The 26,522-nt window shown below is 62.9% G+C and carries 31 protein-coding genes; 26 read left to right on the forward strand and 5 right to left on the reverse strand.

Annotation, left to right across the window (positions count from 1 at the left end; genetic code table 11):
- Positions 1–47: 47 nt before the first annotated feature.
- Positions 48–821 (reverse strand): LexA family transcriptional regulator, encoded by a 774-nt coding sequence (locus JQK15_RS03845; protein WP_214863535.1) that lies wholly within the window; start codon positions 819–821, stop codon positions 48–50.
- A gap of 378 nt (positions 822–1,199) precedes the next feature.
- Between JQK15_RS03845 and JQK15_RS03850 the strand changes: the two genes are divergently transcribed.
- Genes JQK15_RS03850 through JQK15_RS03860 form a run of 3 tightly spaced genes read left to right on the forward strand, consistent with a single transcriptional unit; the run spans position 1,200 to position 4,052 of the window.
- Complete coding sequence (locus JQK15_RS03850; protein ID WP_214863537.1) at positions 1,200–2,621, forward strand: replicative DNA helicase; 1,422 nt, start codon at positions 1,200–1,202, stop codon at positions 2,619–2,621.
- Entirely contained in the window at positions 2,618–3,532 is a 915-nt protein-coding gene (locus JQK15_RS03855) for a hypothetical protein (protein WP_214863539.1), read from the forward strand. Before JQK15_RS03850 ends, JQK15_RS03855 begins: the two co-directional genes overlap by 4 nt.
- Positions 3,519–4,052 (forward strand): hypothetical protein, encoded by a 534-nt coding sequence (locus JQK15_RS03860; protein WP_214863541.1) that lies wholly within the window; start codon positions 3,519–3,521, stop codon positions 4,050–4,052. Before JQK15_RS03855 ends, JQK15_RS03860 begins: the two co-directional genes overlap by 14 nt.
- A 32-nt stretch (positions 4,053–4,084) precedes the next feature.
- On the opposite strand, the gene JQK15_RS03865 is transcribed toward JQK15_RS03860, so the two are convergent.
- Positions 4,085–4,351: a hypothetical protein gene (locus tag JQK15_RS03865; protein WP_214863543.1), complete on the reverse strand. Its 267-nt coding sequence runs from the start codon at positions 4,349–4,351 to the stop codon at positions 4,085–4,087.
- Positions 4,352–4,413: 62 nt separating this feature from the next.
- Between JQK15_RS03865 and JQK15_RS03870 the strand changes: the two genes are divergently transcribed.
- The 5 genes from JQK15_RS03870 to JQK15_RS03890 all read left to right on the forward strand — a co-directional run bounded on the left by JQK15_RS03870 (position 4,414) and on the right by JQK15_RS03890 (position 6,340).
- Positions 4,414–4,977, forward strand: a complete 564-nt coding sequence (locus JQK15_RS03870) for a hypothetical protein (protein ID WP_214863545.1) — start codon at positions 4,414–4,416, stop codon at positions 4,975–4,977.
- A gap of 174 nt (positions 4,978–5,151) precedes the next feature.
- Positions 5,152–5,415 carry a hypothetical protein gene (locus JQK15_RS03875; RefSeq protein ID WP_214863548.1) on the forward strand — a complete coding sequence of 88 codons (264 nt, stop codon included), beginning with the start codon at positions 5,152–5,154 and terminating at the stop codon, positions 5,413–5,415.
- Positions 5,416–5,544: 129 nt separating this feature from the next.
- Positions 5,545–5,739 (forward strand): hypothetical protein, encoded by a 195-nt coding sequence (locus JQK15_RS03880; protein WP_214863550.1) that lies wholly within the window; start codon positions 5,545–5,547, stop codon positions 5,737–5,739.
- Between the two features lie 179 nt (positions 5,740–5,918).
- Complete coding sequence (locus JQK15_RS03885) at positions 5,919–6,170, forward strand: hypothetical protein (RefSeq protein ID WP_214863552.1); 252 nt, start codon at positions 5,919–5,921, stop codon at positions 6,168–6,170.
- Complete coding sequence (locus JQK15_RS03890; protein WP_214864008.1) at positions 6,167–6,340, forward strand: hypothetical protein; 174 nt, start codon at positions 6,167–6,169, stop codon at positions 6,338–6,340. Before JQK15_RS03885 ends, JQK15_RS03890 begins: the two co-directional genes overlap by 4 nt.
- A gap of 60 nt (positions 6,341–6,400) precedes the next feature.
- Here JQK15_RS03890 and JQK15_RS03895 read toward each other — a convergent pair whose 3' ends face one another.
- The gene (locus tag JQK15_RS03895) at positions 6,401–6,607 is read right to left on the reverse strand and encodes a hypothetical protein (RefSeq protein WP_214863554.1); all 207 of its coding nucleotides are present in this window, start codon (positions 6,605–6,607) and stop codon (positions 6,401–6,403) included.
- 132 nt (positions 6,608–6,739) lie between these two features.
- Positions 6,740–6,928 carry a YodC family protein gene (locus JQK15_RS03900; protein WP_214863556.1) on the reverse strand — a complete coding sequence of 63 codons (189 nt, stop codon included), beginning with the start codon at positions 6,926–6,928 and terminating at the stop codon, positions 6,740–6,742.
- 218 nt (positions 6,929–7,146) lie between these two features.
- On the opposite strand from JQK15_RS03900, the gene JQK15_RS03905 reads away from it, so the two are divergent.
- From JQK15_RS03905 to JQK15_RS03980, 16 genes are all read left to right on the forward strand, one after another.
- Positions 7,147–7,494 (forward strand): HNH endonuclease, encoded by a 348-nt coding sequence (locus tag JQK15_RS03905; RefSeq protein WP_214863558.1) that lies wholly within the window; start codon positions 7,147–7,149, stop codon positions 7,492–7,494.
- On the forward strand, positions 7,473–7,730 hold the full coding sequence (locus tag JQK15_RS03910; RefSeq protein WP_214864010.1) for a hypothetical protein: 258 nt from the start codon (positions 7,473–7,475) through the stop codon (positions 7,728–7,730). Before JQK15_RS03905 ends, JQK15_RS03910 begins: the two co-directional genes overlap by 22 nt.
- A gap of 128 nt (positions 7,731–7,858) precedes the next feature.
- Positions 7,859–8,329 carry a phage terminase small subunit, hendrixvirinae-type gene (locus tag JQK15_RS03915; protein WP_214863560.1) on the forward strand — a complete coding sequence of 157 codons (471 nt, stop codon included), beginning with the start codon at positions 7,859–7,861 and terminating at the stop codon, positions 8,327–8,329.
- Positions 8,326–9,906, forward strand: coding sequence for a terminase large subunit (locus JQK15_RS03920; protein WP_353047178.1), 1,581 nt, complete (start codon positions 8,326–8,328; stop codon positions 9,904–9,906). The genes JQK15_RS03915 and JQK15_RS03920 overlap by 4 nt, the downstream gene beginning before the upstream one ends.
- On the forward strand, positions 9,903–11,207 hold the full coding sequence (locus JQK15_RS03925; protein ID WP_353047179.1) for a phage portal protein: 1,305 nt from the start codon (positions 9,903–9,905) through the stop codon (positions 11,205–11,207). The genes JQK15_RS03920 and JQK15_RS03925 overlap by 4 nt, the downstream gene beginning before the upstream one ends.
- A complete protein-coding gene (locus JQK15_RS03930; protein ID WP_214863971.1) occupies positions 11,207–11,902 on the forward strand; it encodes an HK97 family phage prohead protease in 696 nt (231 codons plus the stop codon). The genes JQK15_RS03925 and JQK15_RS03930 overlap by 1 nt, the downstream gene beginning before the upstream one ends.
- A 12-nt stretch (positions 11,903–11,914) precedes the next feature.
- Positions 11,915–13,216 carry a phage major capsid protein gene (locus tag JQK15_RS03935; RefSeq protein WP_214863563.1) on the forward strand — a complete coding sequence of 434 codons (1,302 nt, stop codon included), beginning with the start codon at positions 11,915–11,917 and terminating at the stop codon, positions 13,214–13,216.
- A 105-nt stretch (positions 13,217–13,321) separates the two neighbouring features.
- Complete coding sequence (locus JQK15_RS03940; RefSeq protein ID WP_214863565.1) at positions 13,322–13,612, forward strand: hypothetical protein; 291 nt, start codon at positions 13,322–13,324, stop codon at positions 13,610–13,612.
- Positions 13,612–14,214 carry a head-tail connector protein gene (locus JQK15_RS03945; RefSeq protein ID WP_214863567.1) on the forward strand — a complete coding sequence of 201 codons (603 nt, stop codon included), beginning with the start codon at positions 13,612–13,614 and terminating at the stop codon, positions 14,212–14,214. Before JQK15_RS03940 ends, JQK15_RS03945 begins: the two co-directional genes overlap by 1 nt.
- Complete coding sequence (locus tag JQK15_RS03950; protein ID WP_214863569.1) at positions 14,214–14,561, forward strand: head-tail adaptor protein; 348 nt, start codon at positions 14,214–14,216, stop codon at positions 14,559–14,561. The genes JQK15_RS03945 and JQK15_RS03950 overlap by 1 nt, the downstream gene beginning before the upstream one ends.
- Positions 14,561–15,100, forward strand: coding sequence for an HK97-gp10 family putative phage morphogenesis protein (locus JQK15_RS03955; RefSeq protein ID WP_214863571.1), 540 nt, complete (start codon positions 14,561–14,563; stop codon positions 15,098–15,100). The genes JQK15_RS03950 and JQK15_RS03955 overlap by 1 nt, the downstream gene beginning before the upstream one ends.
- Positions 15,097–15,507 carry a hypothetical protein gene (locus JQK15_RS03960; RefSeq protein ID WP_214863574.1) on the forward strand — a complete coding sequence of 137 codons (411 nt, stop codon included), beginning with the start codon at positions 15,097–15,099 and terminating at the stop codon, positions 15,505–15,507. The genes JQK15_RS03955 and JQK15_RS03960 overlap by 4 nt, the downstream gene beginning before the upstream one ends.
- 37 nt (positions 15,508–15,544) lie before the next feature.
- Positions 15,545–15,748 carry a hypothetical protein gene (locus JQK15_RS03965; protein ID WP_214863576.1) on the forward strand — a complete coding sequence of 68 codons (204 nt, stop codon included), beginning with the start codon at positions 15,545–15,547 and terminating at the stop codon, positions 15,746–15,748.
- Between the two features lie 67 nt (positions 15,749–15,815).
- Positions 15,816–16,262 carry a hypothetical protein gene (locus tag JQK15_RS03970; RefSeq protein ID WP_214863578.1) on the forward strand — a complete coding sequence of 149 codons (447 nt, stop codon included), beginning with the start codon at positions 15,816–15,818 and terminating at the stop codon, positions 16,260–16,262.
- A gap of 106 nt (positions 16,263–16,368) precedes the next feature.
- Complete coding sequence (locus tag JQK15_RS03975; protein WP_214863580.1) at positions 16,369–16,794, forward strand: hypothetical protein; 426 nt, start codon at positions 16,369–16,371, stop codon at positions 16,792–16,794.
- 17 nt (positions 16,795–16,811) lie between these two features.
- Complete coding sequence (locus JQK15_RS03980) at positions 16,812–17,225, forward strand: phage tail assembly chaperone (RefSeq protein ID WP_251007534.1); 414 nt, start codon at positions 16,812–16,814, stop codon at positions 17,223–17,225.
- Here JQK15_RS03980 and JQK15_RS03985 read toward each other — a convergent pair.
- Positions 17,222–17,569, reverse strand: a complete 348-nt coding sequence (locus JQK15_RS03985) for a hypothetical protein (RefSeq protein ID WP_214863582.1) — start codon at positions 17,567–17,569, stop codon at positions 17,222–17,224. The genes JQK15_RS03980 and JQK15_RS03985 overlap by 4 nt on opposite strands.
- Positions 17,570–17,623: 54 nt before the next feature.
- Between JQK15_RS03985 and JQK15_RS03990 the strand changes: the two genes are divergently transcribed.
- Positions 17,624–22,567 carry a hypothetical protein gene (locus JQK15_RS03990; protein WP_214863584.1) on the forward strand — a complete coding sequence of 1,648 codons (4,944 nt, stop codon included), beginning with the start codon at positions 17,624–17,626 and terminating at the stop codon, positions 22,565–22,567.
- Positions 22,564–26,508, forward strand: a complete 3,945-nt coding sequence (locus JQK15_RS03995; RefSeq protein WP_214863586.1) for a coiled-coil domain-containing protein — start codon at positions 22,564–22,566, stop codon at positions 26,506–26,508. The genes JQK15_RS03990 and JQK15_RS03995 overlap by 4 nt, the downstream gene beginning before the upstream one ends.
- Positions 26,509–26,522 lie beyond the last annotated feature (14 nt).

Raw genomic sequence — 26,522 nt, forward strand, 5'->3', positions numbered from 1 at the left:
TGCGGTAGATTTACCGCGTCAAACTTTTTTACGGAATATTTACCGCATCAAGCGACGAGCATTTCCGCGATCGGTATAATCCGATGAATTTCTTTAAACGCGCTGGCGGCGAATTCCCTATCATCCCGCGGGTGGAGTTGCTTCAAAGCGATCTTGCCGCCGCTACGCGCTGTCAGCCTTGCTAACAGCGCGGGCTTCACCGGCTCATCGTCCATATCCTCCCATATGTGGTCGAAGTACGCGACGACGTAATCGCCCACTGCCGGCGGACGAGAGGGGTCTACCACAATCAATTCGCCGATATCGAAGCGAGGAGAGATCGAGGTTACAGTTGCATAGAAGCCGTAGAGCATTTTCCGGTTAACGAGTCCGGCCGGCAGCGGGAGAACGGAGGTGACAAGAACCCTTGGGAGGTTGAACAAGTCAAGTCCACCCGCTGGATCGACTTTTCTGATATCGGAGTCCCTCATTTCGCTAGCCTGGTAAATGCTTATTCCATCGACGCTTTCGATCAGCCTGATAGAATAGTGTTCTAGCTTGTCATCGGGCGGAAAAACGCCAATTCTTCGGTTGTTCGCGTCAGGATAGACATCAGCTAACGGTGATGGATCGTCGGTCGTACCGAGAAGATAGCTGGGCGTCGTCATCAAAACCCTTGCTATCGCTTCAAGGCGGTCGGCCGATGGCATTGCCCGCCCGCTCAGAATGAAGCGAATGGCATCAGGCTTTCCAGTGGCTAGCATCGACGCCTTACGCGCAGTGATAGGAAGCTTATCCAGAACGTGCTTAAGCCGTTCTATCAATACATCTTGGGTGCTCATGCGGGATGAATACCGCACATTTGTTAACAATTCATGCGGTATAAATACCGTTGATATCGCGGTATATATACCCTAATGCTGACGAATGGAAACTTTCGAGCAGTCGTTGCTTACCGTCTCTCGTGCATATGCGAAGGCAGTGGCAAAACATGGTGGGAAATCCCTTGCGCGGGTGGCTACCATTGTCGCGAACCACGGTTCATTTTTCGACCGGCTAGAGCGGGGCACGACCTGTACCGTCCGGAATTTTGACAAGTTCATAGCCTACTTCAGTGTCGCAGCGCACTGGCCAAAGGGAATGATGCCACCTGAGGCGGCAAATGCCTTGGCGAGCATTGGCCGAGGTGTCGCAGCTACCGCCGAGGCGGAGTGACCGCCATGACGGGGGCGCTTCCTTCCACGGCCGATATCGAGGCCGGCATTCTTGCTGCCATCATGACTGTCGACGGCGGGTACGATCGCGCCGCGACTAAGCTGCGGCCTGACCATTTCAGCGAGCCGCTGTTTGCGCGGATTTTCGAGCAAATGGCGCGCATCTCCGCGGCCGGAAACGCGATCAACATCCTGACCGTCGGCAACGCCATGTCGGCGGAGCCCGCCTATGCCGATCTTGGCGGCCACGGCTATTGGATCAGGCTCGCGAACAAGCCCTTCACGGCTGGGGCCTTGGCGTTCATCGACGAGCTTGTGGCCAGTGCCCGGCGTCGGATTTTCATCGAGGCGATGGATAGCGCCCGCGCTGCTGCGATGGATCTGTCTGTCGACATCGACGCTGCAATGGCGCTTGCCGAGCAAGGCGTCGCCGATTGCCTGCCCGAAGAGATGGCCGGCAAGACGGCTCGGCTGGGCGATGCCTTCGCCGAAGCCGTCGATCGCGTCGAGGCATTGCGCCGGAACGAAATCGCACCTGGTCTCATGGCCTACGGCTGGTCAGACTGGAATGATTTGACGGGCGGCATTCGCGAAGGTGACTATCTCCTTCTCGCCGGCCGGCCAAGCATGGGCAAAACCGCTGTCTCGCTCGGGGTAGCGCGCAGGGTCGCACAGGCTGGCGGTGGCGTCCTGTACATCAGCCGAGAAATGACCCGATCGCTGCTCATGGAGCGGATGGTTGCTGACCTGCTGTTCGAGGCCGGCGGCTGGGCGGGCATGAGTGACATCAAACAGGGCAGCGTCGATGAGCACGATATCGCGATCCTGCGCCAGATGCAGGCCCAGGTCGACGCGCTCCCGCTGGTTATCGATGACCCGGAGCACCTTTCGATCACCCAAATCGGGCCACTGGTGCGCAAACACCGGAAGGCTTTCGAACGCCGTGGCGAGCGCCTTGGCCTTGTGGTCATCGACTATCTGGGCCTGATCGATCCTCCTGAAGGCAAGGGCAACCGCGAGCAAGAGGTCTCCGTCATCTCTCGCACGATCAAGAACATGGCCAAGTCGATGGGTATCCCCTTCATCGTCCTGTCACAGCTCAACCGTGGCGTCGAGCAGCGCGAGGACAAGCGTCCCCAACTGTCCGATCTGCGCGATAGCGGATCGCTGGAGCAGGATGCCGACATTGTCGTGTTCGTCTATCGCGACGAATATTACCTGCAACGCGCTGAGCCGGATCCTGGCACGAAAAAGCATGACGACTGGCTGATTGAAATGCAGGCCGCCCGCGACCGGTTGGACCTCTACACAGCCAAGAACCGAAACGGCGACCTGCAGCGGCGCAAGGGGTACTTTTTCGGCGCCAAACAGGCAGTGCGCAATTCCGATTATCAGCGGACGGTCGAAGGCGGCCCGGCGTTCCCATGAGCGGCTGGTACATCATGCACCGAGGCTGGATGGACAGCTTCAAACCCGAGCCTTTCACCGAGCGGGAGGCCTTCCTGTGGTCGATCGAGCAAGCGGCTTTCCAGGCGCACGATCAATGGTTCAACGGCCATCGGGTGTGGGTCGAGCGCGGCGAGTTTGTCACCTCGATCCGGCAAATGGCCGAGGCTTTTCAATGGTCCGTGAAGAAAACACGTGGCTTCATGGAGCGCATGGGAAAGTGCCAAAAATGGGCACAGCGAACGGCATATGACGGGGCACAGTCTCCAACGGTCATAACAGTATGTAATTACGCCTTTTATCAGGACGCCGAAACCGATGAGGGCACAGCAAAGGGCACAGCAAAGGGCACACGAGGGGCACAGCGAGGGCACAGTAAGGGCACACAACAGAAACAAGGGAAACAAGGGAACAAGGGAAAACAAAAGAAAGATAGTCCTTCGGACTCGTCATCCGAGCCGGATGACCCGAATGCAATCGTCCCTGTTGCCCCTATCCCGGATGATCAATCCTCCGATCCTGCCGAGGTAGCGTTTGCGGCTCATGAAGCGCTGCGCCGTGAGTTCGCCCCAGCTGCCCGCCCTGCGCAGCTCAGCCCAGATCGTCGGAAGAAGCTGGCGGCCCGTTTGAGCGAGATTGGAGGGGCGGCAGGCTGGGCAAGCGTGCTGGCGTCGATCCGGGCATCGCCATTTTTGCGAGGCGAAACATCCCGAACCGGGCGGCTGGTCGCAACGATCGACTGGCTCATCGAGCCCAAGAATTTGCGCAAAGTGATGGAAGGAAATTACGATGATGCTGGTCGATCGGTCGGCTCCGGAAGGCTCGGTTCAAGCCTTCGCCCATCCCCCGTCGATGCTGCAATTGCGGCCCGGAACCTCCTTGGCCTTAACTGACCGCGAGTTCGTGTATGACGGCTCGCCGGCCTGGACGGCTGAACACGCTATCCGGCGTGCCATGGCCCGAGGGCTTTGCCGCTCCGACATCGATAACGATCGCGCCCTCGTCGCCGCCGCCTCGGGCCCAGCGCCCAAGCGCTGGACGCTTGACCGTCTCACGACGTTGGTGACCGTGTTCACGCTTGGCCGCGTCGCGCCAGATCCGCGCCAGTTGGCGATCTGGATGTCGGAAACCTCGCGGCTGCTTGCGAACGTGCCGCACGACATCCTCGCCCATTCGATCGATCTCGCAGTTCAATCCAGCCGCCACGGCTTCATGCCCAGTGTCGGAGAAATTCGGGCCGTCGCGGATCCACTTGCGGCTGAGCGGTCGCAGCAATTAGACCGGCTGGACCAGATGCTCAGCGCGCAATGGCCTGATCCAGATTGCGGGCATGCTCCTGATAGCGAGCGGCTCCCCGATGAGGGGCGTAGCGGAGGCCGTACGCGCGGCCGATCGCACAGGTTTAAGCTGTGATGAGCGACGCTGCTGCGCCTATCGAAGAACGCTCACTCCACCAGTCGCAGATGGCGCGCCGGTGGCAGGCGGGTAACCTCGGCAGCGATCTCGATCGCATTCGCCAGGGTCATGATGGTCAGACCCTGATCTCGCCCGATATCGCGATGAGCCACGACCGAGGCATTGTGAAGTTCGCGGATGATGTCGCCGACCGCGGGGCCAGCGTCCCGCACGATAGCAGCTGCAGAAAGCCAAATTGGATCGTCACGCATGCCGAGTCTCCAGAAAGCTTGGGCAGCAAAATACCGCATCTGCATGGGCGCGTCATTGGGGATGCAGAAGGCCAGCCGCGCGGGAAAGTCGATAGGAGTTATGGGCAGTGAATGATCGTTGGTGCATCTTGCGCATGTCGGGCGGGTCGACTGTATCCGTCGTCACGTCGCTGACGGAGGCCGGCTTCGACGCATGGACGCCGATCGCGATCGAGAAACGCCAAGCGCCGCGCTCCAAAAGGGTTCGGGAGATCAGCTTTCCGATTACGCCAGGGATTGCCTTCGCCCGTGCCGATCGTCTTCACGATCTGGTTGTGATGTCTCGCGCGCCTGTCCTGACCTCCCGACGTTACAATCGTGAGAGCGGACGCATGGAACAGCGAGGCTGCCCCTATTTCAGCGTCTTCCGGGATCAAGGGCACTACCCGCTGATTGCGGATCATACGTTGGACCCGCTGAGAAAGGCAGAGCATCGCGGCCGGCGACGCCCCAAGGTTGAACGGCCGCTAGTCGTTGGCGAGAAAGTGCGGCGCCTGCAAACGGCTTTTGGCGGCTTAATCGGCGTTGTCATGTCGGTGAATAAGCGAGCCGTTGAGGTGGTCTTTGAGGACGGCACCAACCCGTTCACGTTCGACATGTGCCACCTAGAGCCGGTGGACACTGTTGCTTGACGTCGGATCAGCATTAGCGTTATGAATGTCATAGCCCACAGGCACCGCTGCCTTAGCAGCTTCGGTGAGTTAATCGGACAGCTGGTCTTTTGATCTCCTGCCCTCGCCCAAACGGAGGAAGGATGCTTCCGACGAAGTGCAGCGCAATGCGCGTGGCGGGTTGGAATTTCAGCAATGAGTGAAAATAGCGATGTCAGGATCTTCCTTGCGTGTCAGCCTCTGACACTGAATCGCAAAGAAGCTATCGCCTACACCGGCCTTCCTGAAAAAACTTTCTCGATGTTGGAGAAAGACGGATCTATTCGTGGCAGGCGTTATGGAAAAAATGGATCGCTGATTTATCGTCGGATCGATCTTGAATACATGGTTGCTCGACTATTCGATGCCGAATTAGGTGAGTTCGGCGTGTGCTTCGACGGGCCCATCGAGTTTGATTGAGGGTTATTCAGCGCGCCACACCACTCATTGCGTCGTAGAGCAGCCCGGAAGTTCGCCAGGTTCATAACCGGAAGGCCGGCGGTTCAGATCCGCCCGCTGCGACCAGTCCCTAAGCAAGTGGAGGTTAAGTTGATCAAGAGCATCTTCGCCGTTGTGGCGCTCGCCTGCATGTCCGTCTTGTCGTGCGCCGCGCGAGTGGTCGAAGGGGTCGGCGGGCTTCTGGCCAGCATCATCCCCACTATGACCGACGCCAAGCCGGCCTTCATCCTGGACAACGGCCACCCGCGCTCGCCGCTCGCCTCGCTGCGCGCCGGCGTCGCCTGAAACTCAAGCCGATATCGGAATTCCGATAACGAGCGGCCGGACCATGGGCAGTTGTCCGAATTCATCGGACAACTCTTCCCCCGGTCGCATGGCATGCCCTCAGCCGTCGATGAGGGTTAGGCAGGTGAACCCTGTGTAGCTGGGGCGCTGGCGGTCAAAATAACACGCGCAGGCCATACATGGCCGGCGATACCGGAGGCGGCATGATCAAGGTGAATGACGATCTGATCGTTAATCCCGTGCATGTCGCCTCCATCTCATGGGATCGCGGCCACAGCTATTCCGCGATGATCATCACCATGGCCGACGGCACGAAGCATCGCGTCCGGCATGACCCATACTCGCTCGGTGGCACCGACTGCTACAAGGCTGAGGCCCAGATCGTGGCTGGATACGACAAGGCCATGGAAGCGGCGGAGCGGATGGCATGAGCCAACACCCCTGCCCCGCGGATCAGATGGAGCGCCTGGCCGGCGAGCTCCACAGCCTGGCCTTCGACATGCGCGAGCCGTCCCGGTCCATCGGCCGCGTCGAGCGCATCATTGCCGAGGGTGAGCGGATAAGCGCCGAGGTGCGCGCGCTGGTGCGCGGCAGAAGTTAAAGCTAGAGAGCCGGCACCGTACCGTACCGGCTCGCTTCACTAATGCGCGGCCTACCCAGATCAGAACCATTTCTCCCCATCGTCGGCCGTCAACACCTGGGCTGCCTTGACCACGCCATAGCCAACCGCGGCCAGAACGCCGATCTTGATTACGGTGCCGACAACGCGCGGGGCAAAGTAGCCAAGGATTGCGCCCTTCACGCCGCTGTCTCCATCCTTCTGGTCGATCTTCGATCCGATAAATGCGCCAATGATATCCGTGAGCATTTCGTTCTCCTTATGGAACGATATGAGCTATCGGCGGGAGGGAAAGTTCCGGAGCAGCTTTATTCGTCCTTGATGTCGCCGCGCTGAAGTCCAGCCGCCGCTTAGGTGCGACGGCTGGAGATGTCTTCCAGACTAGATCTTCTCAACGGTCGCAAAAGGGAAGCTGTCCGACTTCGCTTCAGAACCGGCAAACCAGCTCACATAGACGTGCGTGGGAGGGCCATCTGACCAGCCACCCGTGCCCACGCTTGTGACGGTCATCTTCGGTCCGCCTGACTTCAACTGGACGACGTCGCCAATTTCGAAAGGTGTGTCAGCCATATGATCTCCAACTCAGGTAGCTTCAGCGCGAACCGTCTTGTTCTCGTTGAACGCGCGACTCATGAGCCGATCGTTGTCGGCGACTTTGTGCGACTAGCGAGCGGGAGTCCATTGGGACTGATAACCGCTGCCGAAGATGGCGTCGCTGATGTCCTTTGGTTCACAGGCGCCGGTGATCGAGCGATGCTTCCGCTGATTTGCCTACGTCCAGCCGGGTGATGCCCAGCCGCCCGCCTTCGCTCAAGCAGAAGCCGCGCGAGCGCACAGAGCGCCTACGAGGTCGAGCGGGTCAGGCGCAGCGCCGCCGCCGGCTGCAGAATGAACCACTCTGCCGGGACTGCGCTGAAAAGGGCATCGTCACGGCATCGACGGTGCCCGACCACATTGTGCCGCTCGCCAAGGGCGGCAGCGACGATGACGGCAACGTCCGGTGCCTGTGCGGCCCGTGCCACGAGATCCGGACGGCAGAGCAGTTCGGGCACCAAAATCAGGCCCGCCTGGGCGCCTGCGACGCGACCGGCATGCCGACTGACCCTGACCACCCATGGAACAGGATGCAGCGATGAAAGAAGTTCCACGTCGCCTGTGCGTTGACGATGCTGACTATGATCCACAGGTCGGGGAAAGCCTGATCGTGTCGCTTGATGGCGTTGACCAGTACGGACAGGCCACCGCTTACGACCTCGATGCCGGCACCGTCACGAGAGTGAAGCGGGATGAGAAAGGCCTCATTTTGATCAACGGTGACGAGGTCGTTCTGGAAACCGTGTCAGGCGACGTCGACGTTCGGTGGCGGCCCTAGGGATTTGCTGTGGGCCGCCCCAGGGGTAGGGGGTGGTCCAAAAATCAGGGTCGACCGCCACCGGACACCGACCCCGCCACCAAATCGTTTGCTAATACAGTTTTTGCTTTGGGCCGGGAGGCCAGCCGATGACCCGACGCCAGCGCATCGACAGCGCGGAGGGGGCGCTGTCCGTAATGGCATCGTCCACCCGCGATTTGTCACCGCCCAAGCACCTCAAATTGCGCCGCGGCGACGCTCCTTTTTGGGATGCGATCATCGCTGAGCGGGCGAAATCCGAATGGACCGAGGCCGATCTCGCCATCGCGGCGAATCTGGCTCGGGCAATGGCAGATGCTGAACGGCTGGCCGGCCACACTGTCGATCGTGGCGGACATGTCCAGATTTCGGCGTTGATGCAGACGATCGAACTGAGCGACAAGCTCGCACGGCGCATCGTTACGCTCCGCCGCGCGCTTGGGCTCGACAGCCGGTCTAAGCATGGCGAGCAGCGGGACGTGAACCGGCGCCGCGACCAGGCCAAAGAGATCGAGGCCGGCCATAACCCGCTTGCCGAGGATGACGATGGCTTGCTGGCGAGGCCGAGCACTATCCAGTGAGCCAGCCGCGCGGCGCTATACCGCCGCCGACGTTCGAGGGAGACCATAAGCCGAAGACCCGCGGCGACCGGGCCATCGCGTTTGTCGAAAAATATTGCCTAGTGCCCGAAGGCAAGCTGGTCGGGCAACCGATCCGGCTGGATATGTTCCAGAAGGAATTTATCTGGTCGGTGTATGACAATCCGGCGGGCACGACTGAGGGTATCCTCAGCATGGCGCGCAAGAATGGCAAGACAGCGCTCATCGCCTGCTTGCTTCTCGTCCATCTGGTCGGCCCGGAGGCCAGGCTCAACAGTCAGATCGTATCGGGCGCCCGGTCGCGCAAGCAGGCGGCCCTCGTGTTCAACCTGGCCTGGAAAATGGTCAAGCTGAACCCGAAGCTGAAGGCGCTGGTGCGCGTGATCCCGTCCGCGAAGACGCTGATCGGCCTGGCGCTGAACGTCACCTATGAGGCTCTGTCGGCCGAGGCAGGCACCGCGCACGGTCTGTCGCCAGTGTTGGCGATCCTGGACGAGCTGGGCCAGGTGCGCGGACCGCTCGACGACTTCGTCGAAGCGATCGAAACAGCCTCCGGCGCATATGACGACGCCCTTCGGCTCATCATTTCGACGCAGGCGCCGACCGACGCTGACATGCTCAGCATCAAGATCGACGATGCGCTGCGCAGTCGAGACCCGAAAATTGTCGTGCGGCTATATGCTGCCGAGCCCAAGGCAGACGTCCTCGACCCGGCGGCCCATCAGGCGGCAAATCCGGCTCTGGGTACGTTCCGATCTAAGGTCGAGCTGCTGGCCGCGGCGGAACGCGCGGCGCGCATGCCTTCTGCGGAGAATGGTTTCCGCAATCTGTATCTGAACCAGCGGGTTAACCGCTTTTCGCCCTTTATTTCGCCCAGCGTCTGGGGCGCCTGCAACGATAACACAGACGATGAAGCGTTCGAGAAGGGTGAGGTCTATGGCGGGCTCGACCTCGCTGAGACGACCGACCTTTGCGCGTTCGTATTGGCAGCCTTGTGGCAGGGGGTCTGGCATTTTCGCGCCTGGTTCTGGAAACCGGAGGCCACGCTCCGCGATCATGTGAAGCGCGATCGCGCGCCATATGATGTCTGGGCGGACGAGGGCTATATCTTCACCACGCCCGGCGTTGCGGTCGATTATGAATATGTGGCGCACGATCTGGCGCGGATCTGCGATGGCGTTCCCGTCATCAAGATCGGCTATGACCGCCACCGCTTCAAGACGCTCGAAGCACAGATGCAAAAGGCTGGAATTTCTTTGCCTTTCGAGCCGTTCGGGCAGGGTTACGTCAGCATGGCGCCCGCCATGGACCTGATCGAGATCGATTTCTTGAATGAGCGCGTCCGGCACGGGGGCAATCCGGTGCTGACGATGTGCGCAGCCAATGCCGTCGTGAACAAAGATCCGGCCGGCAATCGCAAGCTCGACAAGGCCAAGAGCACGGGAAGGATCGACGGCATGGTCGCAGCAGTGATGGCCCGCGGCGTTGGCGCGCTTGACACCGATGAGGGCGGGAGCATGGATGACTATCTCGCCGCCATGAAGGCGAACGCAGCGTGAAGCTGTCCTTCGGCCGCAAAATGTGGCGCGGTCTCCGCACGGCGCTGTCGCTGCTGAATCCCTCCGCATGGAAAGGCGTGTTCGGCCAGCCTTCCTACTCGGGGAAGACCGTCACGGCGACCAATGCGCTGACGCTGTCGACGGTCTGGGCCTGCATCCGCCTGATTTCCGGTACGATCTCTTCGTTGCCCTTCATGGTCTACCAGGACGGCGCAAACGGATCGCGCAAGGTTCTGAAAACCCATCCTCTCTATGGCCTGGTGCACGACAGTCCGAATGCTGATCAAACTGCTCTAGATTTCTGGCAGTTCATGTGCGTCAGCCTCGAATTGTGGGGTAATGCCTTCGCGCGCATCACCCGCGGTCGCGGCGGGAAGATCATCGCACTGACGCCACTGCGCCCGGAGGTTATGCAGGTCCGGCGGGTCGCCGGCGGCGAGATTCGTTACCGATATCCCGACAATGGCGGGATGGAGGAGGTCGGTCAGGACGAAATGTTCCATGTCCGCGGCTTCGGCGGGTCACCCCTGGGCGGCCTTTCGACCCTGGACTTCGGCCGCCACTCCTTCGGCCTGGCTATGGCCACCGACGAAGCCGCGGCTCAGATTTATCGCAATGGACTTCGGCCCTCCGGCGTACTGACGACACAGAATAATCAGACGCTCAAGCCCGACCAGCGCGCGGACATCTACAAATATGTGGTCGAGCCGTTTGCCGGCGACAATAATGGCAAGCCCCTCGTCCTCGAAGCTGGTCTCACCTGGCAGGCTATCGAAATGAAGGCGGACGACGCCCAGATGATCGAGAGCCGGCAGTTCTCGGTCGAAGATGGCTGTCGCTGGTTCGGTGTCCCTCCCCATCTGGTCGGGCACACCGCGGGCAATACCACTCTGGGCAGCAGCATCGAGAATCAGACGCTGGGCTGGCTGATGTTTGGCCTCCGCGAGCGCCTGAAGCGCCTCGAAATGGCGATCATGAAGCAGTTGCTCACGCCTGCAGAGCGCCTGACCACCACCGTCGAAATCAATATCGAGGGCCTTCTGCGCGCCGACAGCGCAGGCCGCGCCACCTTCTATGCCCAGATGGTGCAGAACGGCATCATGACGCGCAACGAAGTGCGGCGCCTAGAAAATCTACCGCCCCTGCCAGGCGGCGACGACCTGACCATTCAGTCGAACATGATCCCGGCCGGGCAGCTGGGCGAGATCACCAGCACCGGGGGCGAAGCTGCCCGGCGCTCAATCGTTGACTGGCTTTTCCCGGAGGGGTTGCCCTCGATGAAGCAGAAGGAAGACGCGTGATGCTGTTGCACCACAAGCATGGGCAGCTGAAGGTTCGCGACTTCAGCCTGTCGATCAAGGCCGATGCCGTCAAAGAAGATGGCACCTTTGAAGGATATGGTTCGGTTTTCGGTGTGACCGACAGCTATGGCGAGATCGTCGCGGCCGGCGCGTTCACCAACAGCCTGAAAGAGATCCAGGCGAAGGGCCGGCCGGTCCCCGTGCTTTGGCAGCACCAGACGTCGGCCCCCATCGGCATCTACGAGGCCCTTTCCGAAGACGAGCATGGCCTGAAGGTATCGGGTCGCCTGCTCATCGATGACGTGCCCAAGGCAAAAGAGGCGCATGCGCTCCTCAAGGCGGGCGCCGTGTCGGGCTTGTCGATCGGCTATTGGGTCCGGGAATCGTCCTACGACGAGAAAACCGGCATCCGCACCCTTATCAAGCTGGATCTGGTCGAGGTGTCGCTTGTCACCTTCCCCGCCAATGATGACGCCCGCGTCGAAGCCGTGAAATTCAAGCTCGAACGCGGCCAGCTCCCCACGAAACCCGAATTTGAGAAGGCACTGCGCGAGGCTTTTCCCTTCTCGAAATCCCAGGCTGCGGCAATCGCCAGCCACGGTCTGGATCATCTGCTCCGGAGAGAGTCCGAGGGCGCCGGCGACATCAAATCCATTTCCGACGCCATCGCAGGCTTTGACCTGCCCAAGCTCTGAGGAGTTACCAAAATGAAGCACCCCAACATTCTGGCCGCGTCGAGCGTGGCCGCTATCGCCATGGGCGCCACTGTTTCGGCCGAATATCAGCCCCGCGAATTCGGCCGCAAGGACGGCGGCGACGAGCCCGACATCAAGCAGCTGTCGCGCGACCTCAAGGCCGCCACCGACAAGGTGAAGGAATTTGCCGAGGACGCGAAGGGCCGGCTGGAAAAGGGCGAAGAGCTCAGCAAGTCGGCCAAGCAGAGCGCCGATGAAGCACTGGTGAAGTTCAACGAGCTGTCCGCCACCATGACTGAGATCGAGCAGAAGCTCGCGCGGCGTGGCGGTGGCGACAGCGACAGCGAGCGCAAGTCGGTCGGCCGCATGTTCATCGAGGCCGACGACGTGAAGTCGTTCATGGAGCGCGCGCCGTCGAAGGGCACGGTCCAGTTCGGCACCAAAGCGATCATCACCTCGCTCACCACCGATGCCAACGGTTCGGCTGGCGACCTGATCATTCCCGATCGCCGCGACGGCATCGTGGCCCCGCCCGAGCGCCGTATGACGGTCCGCGACCTCATCACGCCCGGCCGCACCAGTTCGAACGCGATCCAGTTCGTGCAGGAAACCGGCTTCGTCAACGCCGCGGCGCCGGTCGGCGAGACCCTGCAGAAGCCACAATCTGACCTGAAGTTCGATCTGAAGACCCTGCCGGTCGCCACGATCGCGCATTGGGTGCAGGCCTCGCGCCAGATTCTCTCCGACGCGCCGATGCTGGAAAGCTATATCGACGGTCGTCTGCGTTATGGCTTGGCCTATGCCGAGGAACTGCAGCTGCTCAAGGGAGACGGCACGGGCACCAATTTGCTCGGCATGATCCCCCAGGCTACCGCATATGCCGCTCCCGGCGGTCTCGTGGCGGGCAACATGTTCGACCAGATGCGTTACGCCATGCTGCAGGCGGTTCTGGCTGAATATCCGGCCACCGGCCACGTCCTCAACCCGATCGATTGGGCGCGGGCGGAAACCACCAAGAACGAAATCGGCGAATACATCATCGGCAACGTCGCCGATGGCGCGCAGCCGCGCCTGTGGCGTCTGCCCGTGGTCGAAACGCCGGCAATGACCGTCAACAAGTTCCTGACCGGCGCGTTCAAGCTCGCCTGCCAGTATTTCGACCGCGAAGACGCTACCGTCGAGCTTTCGACCGAGGATCGCGACAACTTCATCAAGAACCTGGTGACCATCCTCGCCGAAGAGCGGATCGGCCTCGCCGTCTACCGCCCCGAAGCGCTGATCTACGGCGAGTTCGCCGACTTCACCGCCGGGTAATACGGGAGGGCGGGAGCGATCCCGCCCGAACGGTGGCTGGCGCGCGCATCGCCGCGTAGGATTTGCCCGCGCCAGCCTCCCTTCGCCCCCGAAAAGGAGAAACCCATGCCGACCATCAAAGTGAAGCGCGATTATTGCGGCGCCGAAGGCACCGACGTGGACAAGAATGTCCTCGCCGGCTCGACGCACTCCGTCACCCGCGCGCGCGCCGCCGAGCTCTTCGCCGTCGGCCTCGTCGAGATCATCAGCGACGAGGCCCATCCCGATGATGAAAAGGAGGAAGATGTGGCCGAAGAAAAGGGCGAACCCAAGCCGATCGCGAACAAGCAGGCGACGGCGCCCGCCAACAAGGTCGCGCCTGCCGCCGACAACAAGAAGCCCGCGAAGGCATCCTGATGCGCGTCGCCGTCGTCGTTCCCCCCAGCCCGATCGTGAGCTGGGAGGAAGCGAAAGCGCATCTCAAGCTGGACGATGACGCCGAGAAGGTGACTGTCGAGGCGATGGTGGCGGCGGCAACCGAACATCTTGACGGCCCCGACGGATATCTGAACCGAGCGCTGGGCCTCCAGACGCTGGAAATGTTCCTGCCGGCGTTCGGTGTCACGTCGATCGCCGTGCCGCTGCCGCCCGCCGTCGACATCGTGTCGGTCGAATATCTCGACTATGTCGGTGAAACGGCGATCCTTGATGCCGATGAAATCGAGCTGACCGGCAACCTGCTGCGCCCGGCCTGGCCCCACGGCTGGCCTTCAGCTCAGTGGCGAGGCAACGATGGCGAAACCGTCCGCATCCGCTATCGCGCCGGCTATGCGGTCAATCCCGACGCCGATCCGATCGTATCGAGCGTGCCAGCGCCGATAAAGGCGGCCATCCTGCTGATGGTCGGCGACCTTCATCGATTCCGCGGGACGGCCTCCGACATGAACATCAACGCAACGGCTATTCCGATGTCGCTCAATGTCCAGGCGCTGCTCCAGCCCTATCGGGTTTTCCGCTGATGTCGCTGGACCCTGGCACCCTCAATCGCCGAGTGCGGATCGAGCAGCCCGTCGCCAGCGCGGCGTTCAACGGTGCGGGTTTGGGCAACTGGGCACTGTTCGCTGAAGTGTGGGCCAATGTGCAGGACATGCTCCCAAGCCGGGGCGAAAAGCTGGCCGAAGGCATCAATGTCGCCGCACGCCCGTCCCGGATCAGGATTCGCTTTCGCGACGATGTCACACCCTCGATGCGCTTCGTGATGGGCAGCCGCATCATGCAGATCGTGTCAGGCCCGGCCGAGCTGGGCTTTCGCGACGGGCTGGAATTCATGGTCGAAGAGTATCGGCCGGCGGGAAATCCGGCCTGATGGCCACCATGAGAGGGCGCAACGAGGTCAGCGCCTTCCTCTCCAGCCTGCCGGAGAATCTTGCCGCTAAGGTGTTGCGCGGCGCCGGCCGTGCCGGCGGTCGGATCATCGCTGATGAGGCAAAGGATCGGTCACCGTCTGAAGAGGTTGCACGCGAAATTGTCGTCAAAACTAAGCGTGAAGACAGCCGCATTGTGGTCCATGTCACTGTAAAGCCTGGGTATGCGTGGTTCCGCGCTTTGTGGCTGGAACGAGGCACATCCGGCCACTTTATCAGCGTTGACGACAGCCAGCGGTCCGGGCGCGGTATCGGCCGCATCAACCAACAGGTTCGAGATGCGCAAGGCGATGCCTCCCTTGTGATCAATGACAATTTCGTCGGCCGTACCATCTGGCACCCCGGCGCAAATCCTCACCCGTTCCTGCGCCCGGCGCTCGACATCAAGGAAGAAGACGCGATCCGCGCTGCGCAGAGCTACATCAATTCGCGGATCTCCCGGCGCGGCATCACCGGCACCGAGGAAGGGGATGACGAATGACGGTGATGGAGGGAAGCGACATCATCGGCGCGCTGATGGGCGAATATCAGCCGCTTCTTGACCTTGTGCCTGTGACCCAGATCAAGGCCGGCCTTCTGCCTGACGATTCGCCGCTGCCGGCGATCGTCGTCAGCGGAATCAGCGTTGTCGACCGCCAGCCGCTAAAGCGCCTGGCCTTGGTCCGGCGCACCGAACGGGTGTCCGTGACAGTCCTCGCCCGAAGCCATGTCGAGCGCCAGGCGATTATCGCCGCCGTGCGCAAATGTTGCGCTGGTCGGACGGGCAATGTCGGCGATGCGCTGAACGTCGCGGTGATCACGGCCGGCACCGGCCCCGACGTCAATGGCCCCGGCGGGCGCTTCGAGCGCGCCCAGGATTTCAAGGTGTCCTTCGACGCCTTCGACTGACCTTCCTCAACACCGTTTCATCACCAGGAGTAGCACCATGTCCACCACCAAGAAGGCCAAGGTTCTGCGCGATTTTCGCGATGCAGGCACCGAACGCAGTTTCAAAGCTGACGAGATCGTCGATGATCTGACGGCCGGCGAATTCACCAATTACGCCGCTGGCGGCCTGGTCGAGGAAGTCACCAGCACCGCCAAGCCGACCGACGACGCCAAGAAGGGCGACGAGCCCAAGAAGGCCTGACCACATTCGTCCGCCCGCGCGGACGGTTCTTGCCGGATGATCCGGCGCGCCAAACAGGAGAAATACCATGGCATCTACCACTGCTGCGGGCACGACGATCGCGATCTCGGCCGCTGCTCCCGCGACCGCCGACGCCACCGGCTATGCGGCACTGACCTATACCGAGATCGGCGGCGTCGAGCAGATCGGCGTCATCGGCGCGACCACCAACAAGGTCGAGTTTCAGCCGCTCAAGGGGCCGAAGGAAAAGCATAAGGGCTCGACGGACTGGGGTTCGCTGCAGCCCTCGATGGCACATGACGAGACCGACGCCGGTCAGGTGCTGCTCCGCACTGCCGCCGATCCGTCCAATAATGCGCTCTATTCGTTCAAAGTCACCTATCCGACCGGTGCCAAGCGCTACTTCCAAGGTCGCGCCTTCGGCTATCCGGAGAATGTCGGCAATGCCGACAGCATCATCATGGCGAACCCGACGGTGGAAATTAACACCCCCGTCGTGAAGGCCGCTTCCTAACCCAACCCGTTTCCGGCCTTGAGCCGGTTCACGCGCATCGACCTGCCCCGCGCATCGCGGGTGGCGGGGCGGGTCGGTGCAACCTTCCCGCGGAGGAAAATAGACTATGTCCGGTTTCGATATTCTCACCCAGGCGGCGGCCGACACCGCCGCGATCCACGTCAAGGGCATCAACGGCGACTATCTGTTCGACGACGGCAAGCCCGTCCGCATCGTCATCTATGGTCCTGGCTCCGACGCTGCCGCCGAAGTCGAGCAGCGCGTGACCGCGCGCATCCTCAAGCGCATGGCCGACAATGACGGCAAGCCCAGCGTCGGCACGCCCGAACAGCGCGAGACGGAGGCCGCCGACGACCTGGCGTCGATCACCGTCGAGTTCGACAATCTGAATTACACGGCCGGCGCCGGCAAGCAGGGCAAGGAACTGTTCCGCGCCTTCTATGCCGACAAGAAGCTGGGCTTCATCGCGCAGCAGATCCAGAAGGCCCATAAGGACTGGGGAAACTTCAAGCCCGCGTCGAGCGGGAACTGACACTCGCGGTCCGGCAGATGGCGTGGCTCAATGCCACGCCGAAGCCGGCCGAGGGAACGAAACGCGCGGCGGCCAAGAACCAGCCGCCGGCCAAAAGCCGCAACGAACAGATGAAGGCGATCGGCGTCACCCCGAAGATGCCGCCCGTCTCCGCTCCGCATATTCTTGCCCGGCTGGTGGAGATCGGCCTCACCGAGGCGGCCGGCATGGGGTCCGCCCCGCTTAGCTGGCAGTCGATCAACGCCTGGCAACAGTCGGTGCGGCTCCGCCTCGCGCCCTGGGAGGCTCGACTGATCCGGAAGCTATCGGTCGAATATCTCGCGGAGGGCCGCCGCGCCGAAAGCGAGAATTGTCCGGCGCCATGGCATAGCGCGCCGACCGAACAGGATCGCGAGATCGAACTGCGGGCGCTGCAGTCGGTGCTGGGTTAAAATGCGCGGCTCGCCGGCGGCTTGGCGACCGTGCATTTGCCTCTCTCATTCCACTGTTGATCGCCGATCACCGTTCTCCGTTGAAGATCGAGCGAAATTCGGTCGATGACCCATGTGAAGACACGTTCCTGAATGGTCACCTTTTCCGGCGAGAACGATGCGGGCGCCGAAAATGATTTGTCGTTCGCATCTGACGAGATCGTTGCAGATCCCTTCGCCTCGTCGAGCGCGAAATTAACGAGATATTCCTTTCCAGAATCTGCGATCTGGCAACCCAGATAGGTGGGCGCAGCCATCGCCTGCGCGGGCATGGCCATCATCGCCGCTGCCAAAATCCACCGCATTTCGCCATCCCTCCGGTCTGATTCCCTGGAGCCTGTTTATCGTGGAGGTCGCCCTTGGACAATGAAGGTGCCCCGACCCTTGGCGTTGGCCTTGTCATCGATTTCCATGACAGCTTTGGCCAGCTTCGATCGCTCGATGACCTGATCGGCTCGACGGCGGCCGATGCTGTTCGCGAGTTCCAGAAGATCGAGGCGGTCAGCAAGAACGCGGTCGACCTTGGTGCTGCGACTGCCCAGATCAGGACGTTCGCTGGCGCGACGACCCGTGAAATGGCGAGCGCTGCGCGTGAGATGGCCAATGCCGAAAAGGCGGGCGAGGCCTTATCGCGTCAGTTGGAGCGCCAGGCGTCCACCTTCGGAAAAACCCGAGAGGAAATCCGCCGGATGAAGGTCGAGGCGGCTGCTCAGGCCGCTCAGGATCAGGGTCTGACCGAACTCGCGACCCGCCTGCGCGCGCAGGAGGCAGCCCTCTATGATCAGGAATTCGCTGCCGCCCGGAAGGCGCGTCAGGAGGTCGAGGCCGCGGCCGAAGACAAGGCCCTGGCCGCCGCGCGCGCCGTCAAAGCGGCTGAAGAGGAAAGCATCGCGCTGCGCCAGGCGACCGTCGCCTATCAGATGTTCGAGGCCGCTGCCCGCTCCGGCGTCCAGGCGATGCGTGAGCAGGAAGCGGTTGATCGCGCCGCTGCCGCCGCGCGCGCCGATATCGAAACCCGCACCCGCCGGTTCGTCGCGTCGATCGATCCGGCCGCCGCTGCCCAACAGCGCTTCAATGCGGAAATGGCGGAAGCCCGCACGCTGATCGGCGCCGGCGCGATCTCGCTAGATCAGTATGTTGCCAAGCTGCAGCAGGAAAAGTCGGCGCTGGACACGGCCAATGCCGCCATTGGCCGTGGCACCACCAGCGCCGGTGCGCATCGCCAGGCCATGATGGGCGCCAGCTATCAGGTGCAGGACTTTTTTACCCAGGTGTCCATGGGCGCCAATCCCTTGAACGCCTTCGCCGTTCAGGGTGCCCAACTTGCCGGCCAGTTCGCCAACATCGAGGGCAAGGCGGGCGCCGTCGCGCGGTTCTTCATGGGACCGTGGGGGCTGGCGATCACCGCCGCCATCCTTGTCGGCTCCATGTTCACCAAGGGCCTGTTCGATGGTGCTGCGGCTGCCGAGGCCAAGGCCAAGGCGGCGAAGGATCTGAAAGACGCGATCGACGCGCTGGAAAAAAGCACCCGCGCCGCCGTGGACACCGAGTGGGATCAGCAGCGCGCGCTGCTCGCCTCTGCCGCCGCGGCGCGCCAGAAGGCGTTGGACACCCGCGCGGAAACGATCGAGCAGATTGCCAACACCCGCGCGAAACTGGCCGCCGCGATCGCCGAGAGCGCCCGGCCGGACCCCAGCCGTGGCCAGGATGGCGGTATTGACATCGCCACGACGCAGGCGGCGCTGCTGGAGCGCAAGATGACCGCGCTCGACAAGCAACTGGCCGATCAGCAGGCGATGCTGTCGAAGACGGAGGTTGCTTTCCGCGATGCGCAGGCCGCTGCGGTCGGCAGCCAGGTGTCCGCCAATATCGATGCGACGGCCGGTGCTACGCGGAAATATCAGCGGGAATTGTCGGCGCTCAACGAGCAGTTCCGCAAGACGGGCGATGTGGAGGCTTATGCCAAAGCCCGCCACACGCTGGAAAAGGGCTATGCTGCCGAGCAGGAGGCGATCCGCCAGACCAAGAAGGAGCAGTCCGCCGCCGATCGTGCCGCAGCGACGGAAACCCGGCGGCTGGAAAAGCTGGGCCGCGAGAATGATGCCGTCGAGGCCCAGATCCGCAACTTCGCCCTGCTGGCCGCGGCCTATGACAAGTCCGGCGGCGCGGCCGTCATCGCCGAAGCCCGGCTGAAGGCGGAATCGGAGGCGATCAAGAAGCGCGCCGACACCGAGACGCTGGTTGATCAGCAGGTGCGGCTGGCTATCGCCGACCGCATTTCGGCCGCGGCGCAGAATAATGCCGCCCTGCGGGACCAGGCCAAAGCCCAGGAAGAGGTCAACGCACAGGTCGCTGCCGGCCTCGTCCCCGCGAAGCGTGCGGCGGACCTGATCCGTGAGAGGATCGACGATTTGCCGTTGCTCGCATCCATCGAAGCGGCGCAGCTGCGCGGGCTCACGCGAGAGACCGAGCGCGCGACCAAGGCGCTGGAAGATCAGCGGAAAGAACGCGAGAGGCTGCGGATTGCTACGATCAACACTCAGGCGAATTCTGCCATCGACGCCAGCAATGATCGTCTCGCTGAGGTTCGTGAAGAACTGCGACTGATCGGCGTGGCCGAGGAAGCACGTGCGCGCGCACTCGCCACCCTCCGAGCGCAGCGTGAAACGGAAAGCTGGCAGAATGTGATCGCGCCGGAGAAAATCGCGGCTTACATCAAAACGCAGGGCGACATCGCCGCGCAGACGGTCATCAACGCGCAGGCGCAGCGCAATTTCAATGCCGAATTGAACATGACCGCCGAGCGCTGGGATTTGATCGCCCGCAATGTCGAGAATGCGGCGCGCGGCATGGCCGATGCTTTCGGCGATGTCGGCCAGGCGATCGGTGACATGGCGGCGATCTATGCCAATTTCCATGCGGATCGCTCGCGGCTGGATGCCGATCACCTCACGCGCATCACTCAAGCCGGCGCCGACGAGCGGTCGATCCAGCAGGAAAATTCGCGCTATGCGCTGGCGACCGCGACCAGCCAGATCGGACTGTATGGCGACATGACCAGCGCGGCCAAGGGCTTCTTCAAAGAGGGGTCGGACGGATACGAGGCGTTGGCGGTCGCGGAGAAGGCTTTCCGCGCCGTCGAATTCGCTCTGTCGGTGCGCGCCATGGCGCAGGATGCCGCCGCAACTGCATCGGCAATTGCCAAAAGTGGCGCGCGAACCGCTACCAAGGCGGTCGAGGCTGTCGTCACCGCCATTTCCTCGCTTCCCTTCCCCCTCAACCTGGCAGCGGGTGCCGCGACGATCGCTGCGCTTGCGGGCATCGGCGTGTCGGTCGCCGGCTCGTTCGGCGGCAATCGCAACACACTGGAAAAGGCCAACGACGGGACGGGCACGGTGCTGGGCGATGCGTCGGCGAAGTCGGAGAGCATCAAGCGCGCGATCGACAGCCTGAAGGAGGTCGACACCGTCATGCTGACCTATTCGCGGCAGATGGCGGCATCGCTGAGCGCGATCGAGAGCAATATTTCCGGCTTCGCCGCGCTGGTGCTGCGCACCGACAGCGTCAATGCGTCCGCCGGCGTCAATACTGGCTTCTCGCAGGACACGACCGGCAAGGTGCTGGAAGGAATCATCACCGGCGGTGGCCTGTTCTCGAAGATCCCGGTGGTCGGCGGCATCATCGGCGGGATCGGCAGCATCATCGGGTCGCTGTTCGGCAGCAAGACGAAAGTGGTCGGCAGCGGCCTCTATGGCGGCGCGCAGAGCCTGGAGGATATCCTGTCGGGCGGGTTCGACGCGTCCTATTACAGCGACATCCAGAAAAAGAAGAAGCTGTTCGGCCTGACCACGTCGACCAAATATTCGACGCAATATAGCGATGCCGACAGCGGCCTTGAAAACCAGTTCACGCTGATCCTGCGCGAATTCAACAACGCGATCCTCGCTGCCGCCGGGCCGCTGGGTGTCGCCACCAGCGAGATCCAGCAGAAACTCAATGGCTTTGTCGTCAACATCGGCAAGATCGACCTGCAGGGCCTGACCGGCGAAGAGATCGAAGAGAAGCTGACCGCCGTGTTCGGCGCGGCGGCCGACGACATGGCCAAGGCCGCCTTTCCCGGCATCGAGAAGTTCCAGGCGGTGGGCGAAGGCCTGTTCGATACGCTGGTGCGCGTTGCCTCGACCGTGGAGAGCGTCACCTCGTCGCTGACCATGCTGGGATCGTCGGCCAGCAGCATGAGCATCGATCTCAAGATGGCGCTGGCGGACCAGTTCGATAGTGTCAGCGACTTCAGCAGCGCGGTCGATTCCTACTTCGAGACCTATTACACGAAGGAGGAACAGGCCGCCGCCCGCACCGCGCAGTTTGCGACCGCGTTCGACAGCCTGGGCCTTGCCATGCCCGGCACGCTGGCGGCGTTCCGCCAGCTGGTCGACGCGCAGGATCTGACCACCAGCGCGGGCCAGGCCACCTATGCCACCCTGCTGCAGCTGGCGCCGGCCTTCGCCGACCTGCAATCGGCCCTCAATGGCGCCAAGAGCGCGGCCGATATCCTGTCGGAGCGGCAGGATCTGGAAAAGCAGCTGCTGGAATTGCAGGGCAACACCGCCGCGATCCGCGAAATGGAGCTGGCGAGCCTCGACGAAAGCAACCGCGCGCTGCAGCAGCAGATCTGGGCGCTTCAGGACGCGCAGGAGGCCGCCGACGCCGCGCAGAAGCTGAAGGATGCATGGTCGTCGGTGGGTGACAGCATCATGGACGAGGTCAATCGCATCCGCGGCATCACCGATGGCACCGGCACGGGCAGCTTCGCCCAGTTGCAGGGCCAGTTCAATGCCGCTGTCGCGGCCGCCAAGGCCGGCGATCAGGACGCAGCGTCCTCGCTGCCGGGCCTGTCGCAGGCCCTTTTGCAGGCGGCTCAGCTGGCGGCAACGAGCCGACAGGAGCTGGACCGGGTGAAGGCCCAGACCGCTGCCACGCTGGAAAGCGTCTATGCGTCGGTGCTGGCGCTGGCCGGCGGCGCCAGCGCGACGGGGGTCGCAACCGGCGCCGGCGCGCCGACGGGCACGATATTGGAAGCGGCCGCGACCGCCGCGCAGGCATCGACCAGCAGTAGCGATAGCGACAGCGTCGTGATCGAGCTGAAGGCGCTACGTGAGGAAGTGGCCCAGCTGCGCAGCGAGAATGCGACCGGCCACGCCGCTACCGCCGGCAACACCGGTGCGATCAAGCGGACGCTGGACAATGTCACGGCGGCCAGCGGCGGCGAAGCCATCACCGTCGTGGGGTCGGAGGCCGCATGAAGGTCATCACCGATGCCGGCGTGATCGAGATCGGGGCGACCGAGACGGCGCCGACGATCGGGATCACCGACTATAGCCGGCGGGAAACCGACGATTTCGGCGTCACCACCGTCGTGCGGCGCAATTTCTCGCGCCGCATGTCGGTGCGGGTCATGGTGCCGACCGATCAGGTGGATGGCCTTCAGCGCCAGCTGGCGGCCTTGCGCGCAACCGCCGTGCAATGGGTTGCTGATGACCGTTTCGACAGTCTGTCGATCATGGGCTTCTACAAGGATCTGACGCTCGATCTGGCGCTGCCGCCGGTCAGCTATTGCACGTTGACGATCGAGGGGCTGGCCGAAGGCGGCGACTACGTGGACGACGGCAGCGATCCGACGCCCGACGCCCGCACGTCGACCCTGCGCCTGCTGCAGCCGCTGACGATCGACGATGACATGCTGTGGGCCTCCACGGTCGTAGAAGATGATTATCCGGCATGGGCGGCCGGCACGGCCTATCCGCTGGGCGCGCGGGTTCTGCTGGGCAACACCCATCGGATCTATGAAAGCGCGATCGACGACAATCTGGGCAATGACCCGGTGTCGTCGGGCCAATGGCTCGACATCGCGCCGACCAATCGCTGGGCGATGTTCGACCAGGCGCTGGGGTCGCTGACCGAAGCGGATGATGACATGATCATCACGCTGAAGCCGGATCGGCCCATCAATGCAGTTGCGCTGCTCGACGTGACGGCCGACAGCGTGCGGGTACATGGCGTCGGCTATGATCGCACCCTGTCGCCGGCGAGCGTGCCGGGCGCGGTCACCTTCCTAGACCTGCCCGCCAATGATGGCGCGCTGTCCATCACGATCGCGGGCACCGGCACGGTATCGGTCGGCACGCTGCTGATCGGCAATCTTCTCGGCCTTGGCATCACCGAGGCGTCGCCCACCGCCGCGATCACCGACTATAGTCGAAAGGAGACCGACGATTTTGGCGAGGTGACCGTCGTTCAGCGGGCATGGGCCAAGCGCATGGAGGTGCGCGGGCTGATCGACACCGGCGCGGTCGACACGGTGGCGGGCCGGCTGGCCAATGTCCGCGCGACCCCGTCGCTGTGGATCGGCGATGCGTCGCTGGAAAGTCTCGCCGTCTATGGCTTCTTCAAGGATTTCTCGATCGAGATCGCGGAGAATGTCAGCACACTCTCCTTGTCGATCGAGGGGCTGAGCGCGGCGGCGAAGATCGCGCCGCTGATCCCGGCACCGGATATCGGCTGGACCGACGTCAAGGATGATGACCCTGCCCATCCGAAGCCCGAGGACGGGGCAACGGTAGGCGCGCCCGATTGGGCTCCTGTCGCTGACACGACCGCCGGTAATGTGCTGGATGCGCTCAAGGCGCTGGCGTCGGTCACCGACCCTGATGAGATCGTCGCCGGCGCCCTGGCGCTGGTCGACCGGCAGCAGGATCATGAGCTGGCGCTGATGCTGCTGGGCGCCGCCACCGCGCCCGGCGATATATTGAGCGGCGTTCAGGCGTTGCTCGACCGCGTGAGCAATCACGGCATCGCCATCTATGACGCCCAGCTGCTGGGCGAAGAGCGCAAGGCCCGGTGGGAGCGGCTGACGCACCTCGACGGCATCGAGATCACGACACGGGTGCGATCGGAGATCGACGCGCGGATCGAGGGCGACACGGCAATCGTCGAGCGGGTCAACGAGATCGAGGCGACCGCGACCGACGGGATCAGCGCGGCAATGGCGGCGATCTCCGACGAGGCGATTGTGCGCGCTTCGGCCGATGCAGCCGAAACCAGCCAGCGAGAGACCGCCGTGTCGCTGCTGCACACGCGGATCGATGATGAGATTATCGATGTCCAGGCCGCCATCGCGTCCGAGGCCAGCACCCGCGCCACGGCGGACGCCGCCGAAACAGCGCAGAGGGAGGCTGCCGTTTCCCTACTTCATACCCGGATTGACGATGAGGTTGTGGAGATCCAGTCGGCGATCACAGCGGAAGCCACAACCCGCGCAACAGCAGATGCGGCCGAAACCGCGCAACGCGAACTGGCGATATCGCAGATCCAGACGACGATCGGTGACGAAATCACCACCGTCATGGCCGCTATCGCGACCGAGCAGACCACGCGCGCGGACGCTGATGCGGCGGAGGCCGCCCTGCGCGTCGCACTGGCCGCCAGTATGGACAGCCAGTTCGGCGCGGTCGACGCGGCCATTCTCGAAGAGAGCAGCGCCCGCGTGTCAGGGGATGAGGCGGAGGCGTCGGCGCGCCAGGCGCTCGCCGCCCTGATCAGTGGCGATATCGGTGACGTGTCGTCGGCGCTGGAGGCTGAGGCCGTCGCCCGTGCGAGCGCCGACGCGGCCGAGACGACTCAGCGGCAGCAGGCGATATCGCAGGTCAATCTGCGGGTCGATGATGAGGTGGTCGACCTGCAGGCCGCCATATTGGCCGAAGCGACCACGCGAAGCGATGCGGACGCAGCGGAGACGGCGCAGAGGGAAGCGGCGATTTCCACGCTGCAAGGCGTCGTCAACGGCAATCATGCCGATGTCACCGCTTCGATCTCGTCTGAAGCAACGACCCGCGCCAATGCAGATGCGGCCGAAACTGCGGCTCGCAACCTTGCCATTTCGACGCTGGAAAGCGATCTCGACGGGCAGATTTCCACCGTCATGGCGGCGATCAGCAGCGAGGCGAGCACGCGAGCGGCGGCCGACAGCGCGGAGACCACCGCGCGTGAACAGGCGATTTCGCAGGTCGAGGATATGGTCGACGGCGAAATCGCTACCGTCATGGCGGCGATCGTCGCCGAACAATCGACCAGGGCTGATGCCGACCTCGCCGAAGCGTCGGCGCGCCAGGCGCTGGCATCGAGCATCAGCGGCGAGCTGGCCAACATCAATGCGGCGATCCTGAGCGAGGCAAACACCCGCGCATCGGCCGACAGCGCGGAGGCCACCGCGCGCGAGGCGCTGGCCGCCACCTTGTCGGGTGATATCGGCGCTGTATCGGCAGCGGTCGAAACCGAGGCGACGGCGCGCGCGGCCGAAGATGGGGCGCTCGCCTCGCTGATCAGCGGGGTGCAGACGACGGTTGAAGGCAATACGGCCAGCGTCGCGTTGCTGCTGGAGTCGGTCGACGGGCTTAATGCCAGCCTGGTTGCGCGCATCGTCTCGGGCGATGTCATTGGCGGTTTTCAGCTGGCGGCCGGCGGCGGGGAGATCGACGCCAAGTTCCTGGTCGACAATTTCAGCGTGGTGAACCCGGCGGGCGATGGCTGGGAATTTTCGGGCGGGCGCCAGGTGACCACCGGCGGCTCCATAATGAGCATCACCGGTGCGCCCTTCGGATCGACCAACCAGTTTTTGGAATGGACCGGCCCGGTGGTCTCGGACCTCGCCGATTGCACAGAGGCGAACGCGATCAAGTTCATGAAGATCGACGGGAGCGCCTATTTCGGCGGCGGCCTGTCGAGCGGCATCCTCAAGAATGAGGCCACCTCGACGGTGGTTTCGCCCACCGCCTTCGTCACCGTCGGGCCATTCACCAGCAACGGCAACACAGTCAACATCAACATTTCTGCCCGCTATCATCGTGATTACCGCGCCAATAGCGGCACCGGCGGCATTTCCGGGTCGGGCAGCGGCGTCATCACGGTCGAGCATAGCGCGGACGGCACGAACTGGACGTCGATCGGCACCATGGGCGTGGCAGAAAGTCTGCGCGAAGTCGTGGTTGATGGTGAGCCTGGCGTGCCAGATCTGATCCAGTGGGAGATGTCGGGCGCTGCTACCCTGATCTGGAACCCTGGACCGCTCTCTGGCCTGTTCATCCGCGCGCGCTGGACGTCGCGGATTTTCCCTGCATTCAACGGGACGCCCCTGTTCGGCACGAACGAACGGCAGTCCGTCACCATCATCGCTGTCGAAACACCCTAAAGAACAGGAGCAAG

It is taken from the genome of Sphingobium sp. BHU LFT2 (genome assembly GCF_018604485.1).
Taxonomy (GTDB): Bacteria; Pseudomonadota; Alphaproteobacteria; order Sphingomonadales; family Sphingomonadaceae; genus Sphingobium; species Sphingobium yanoikuyae_A.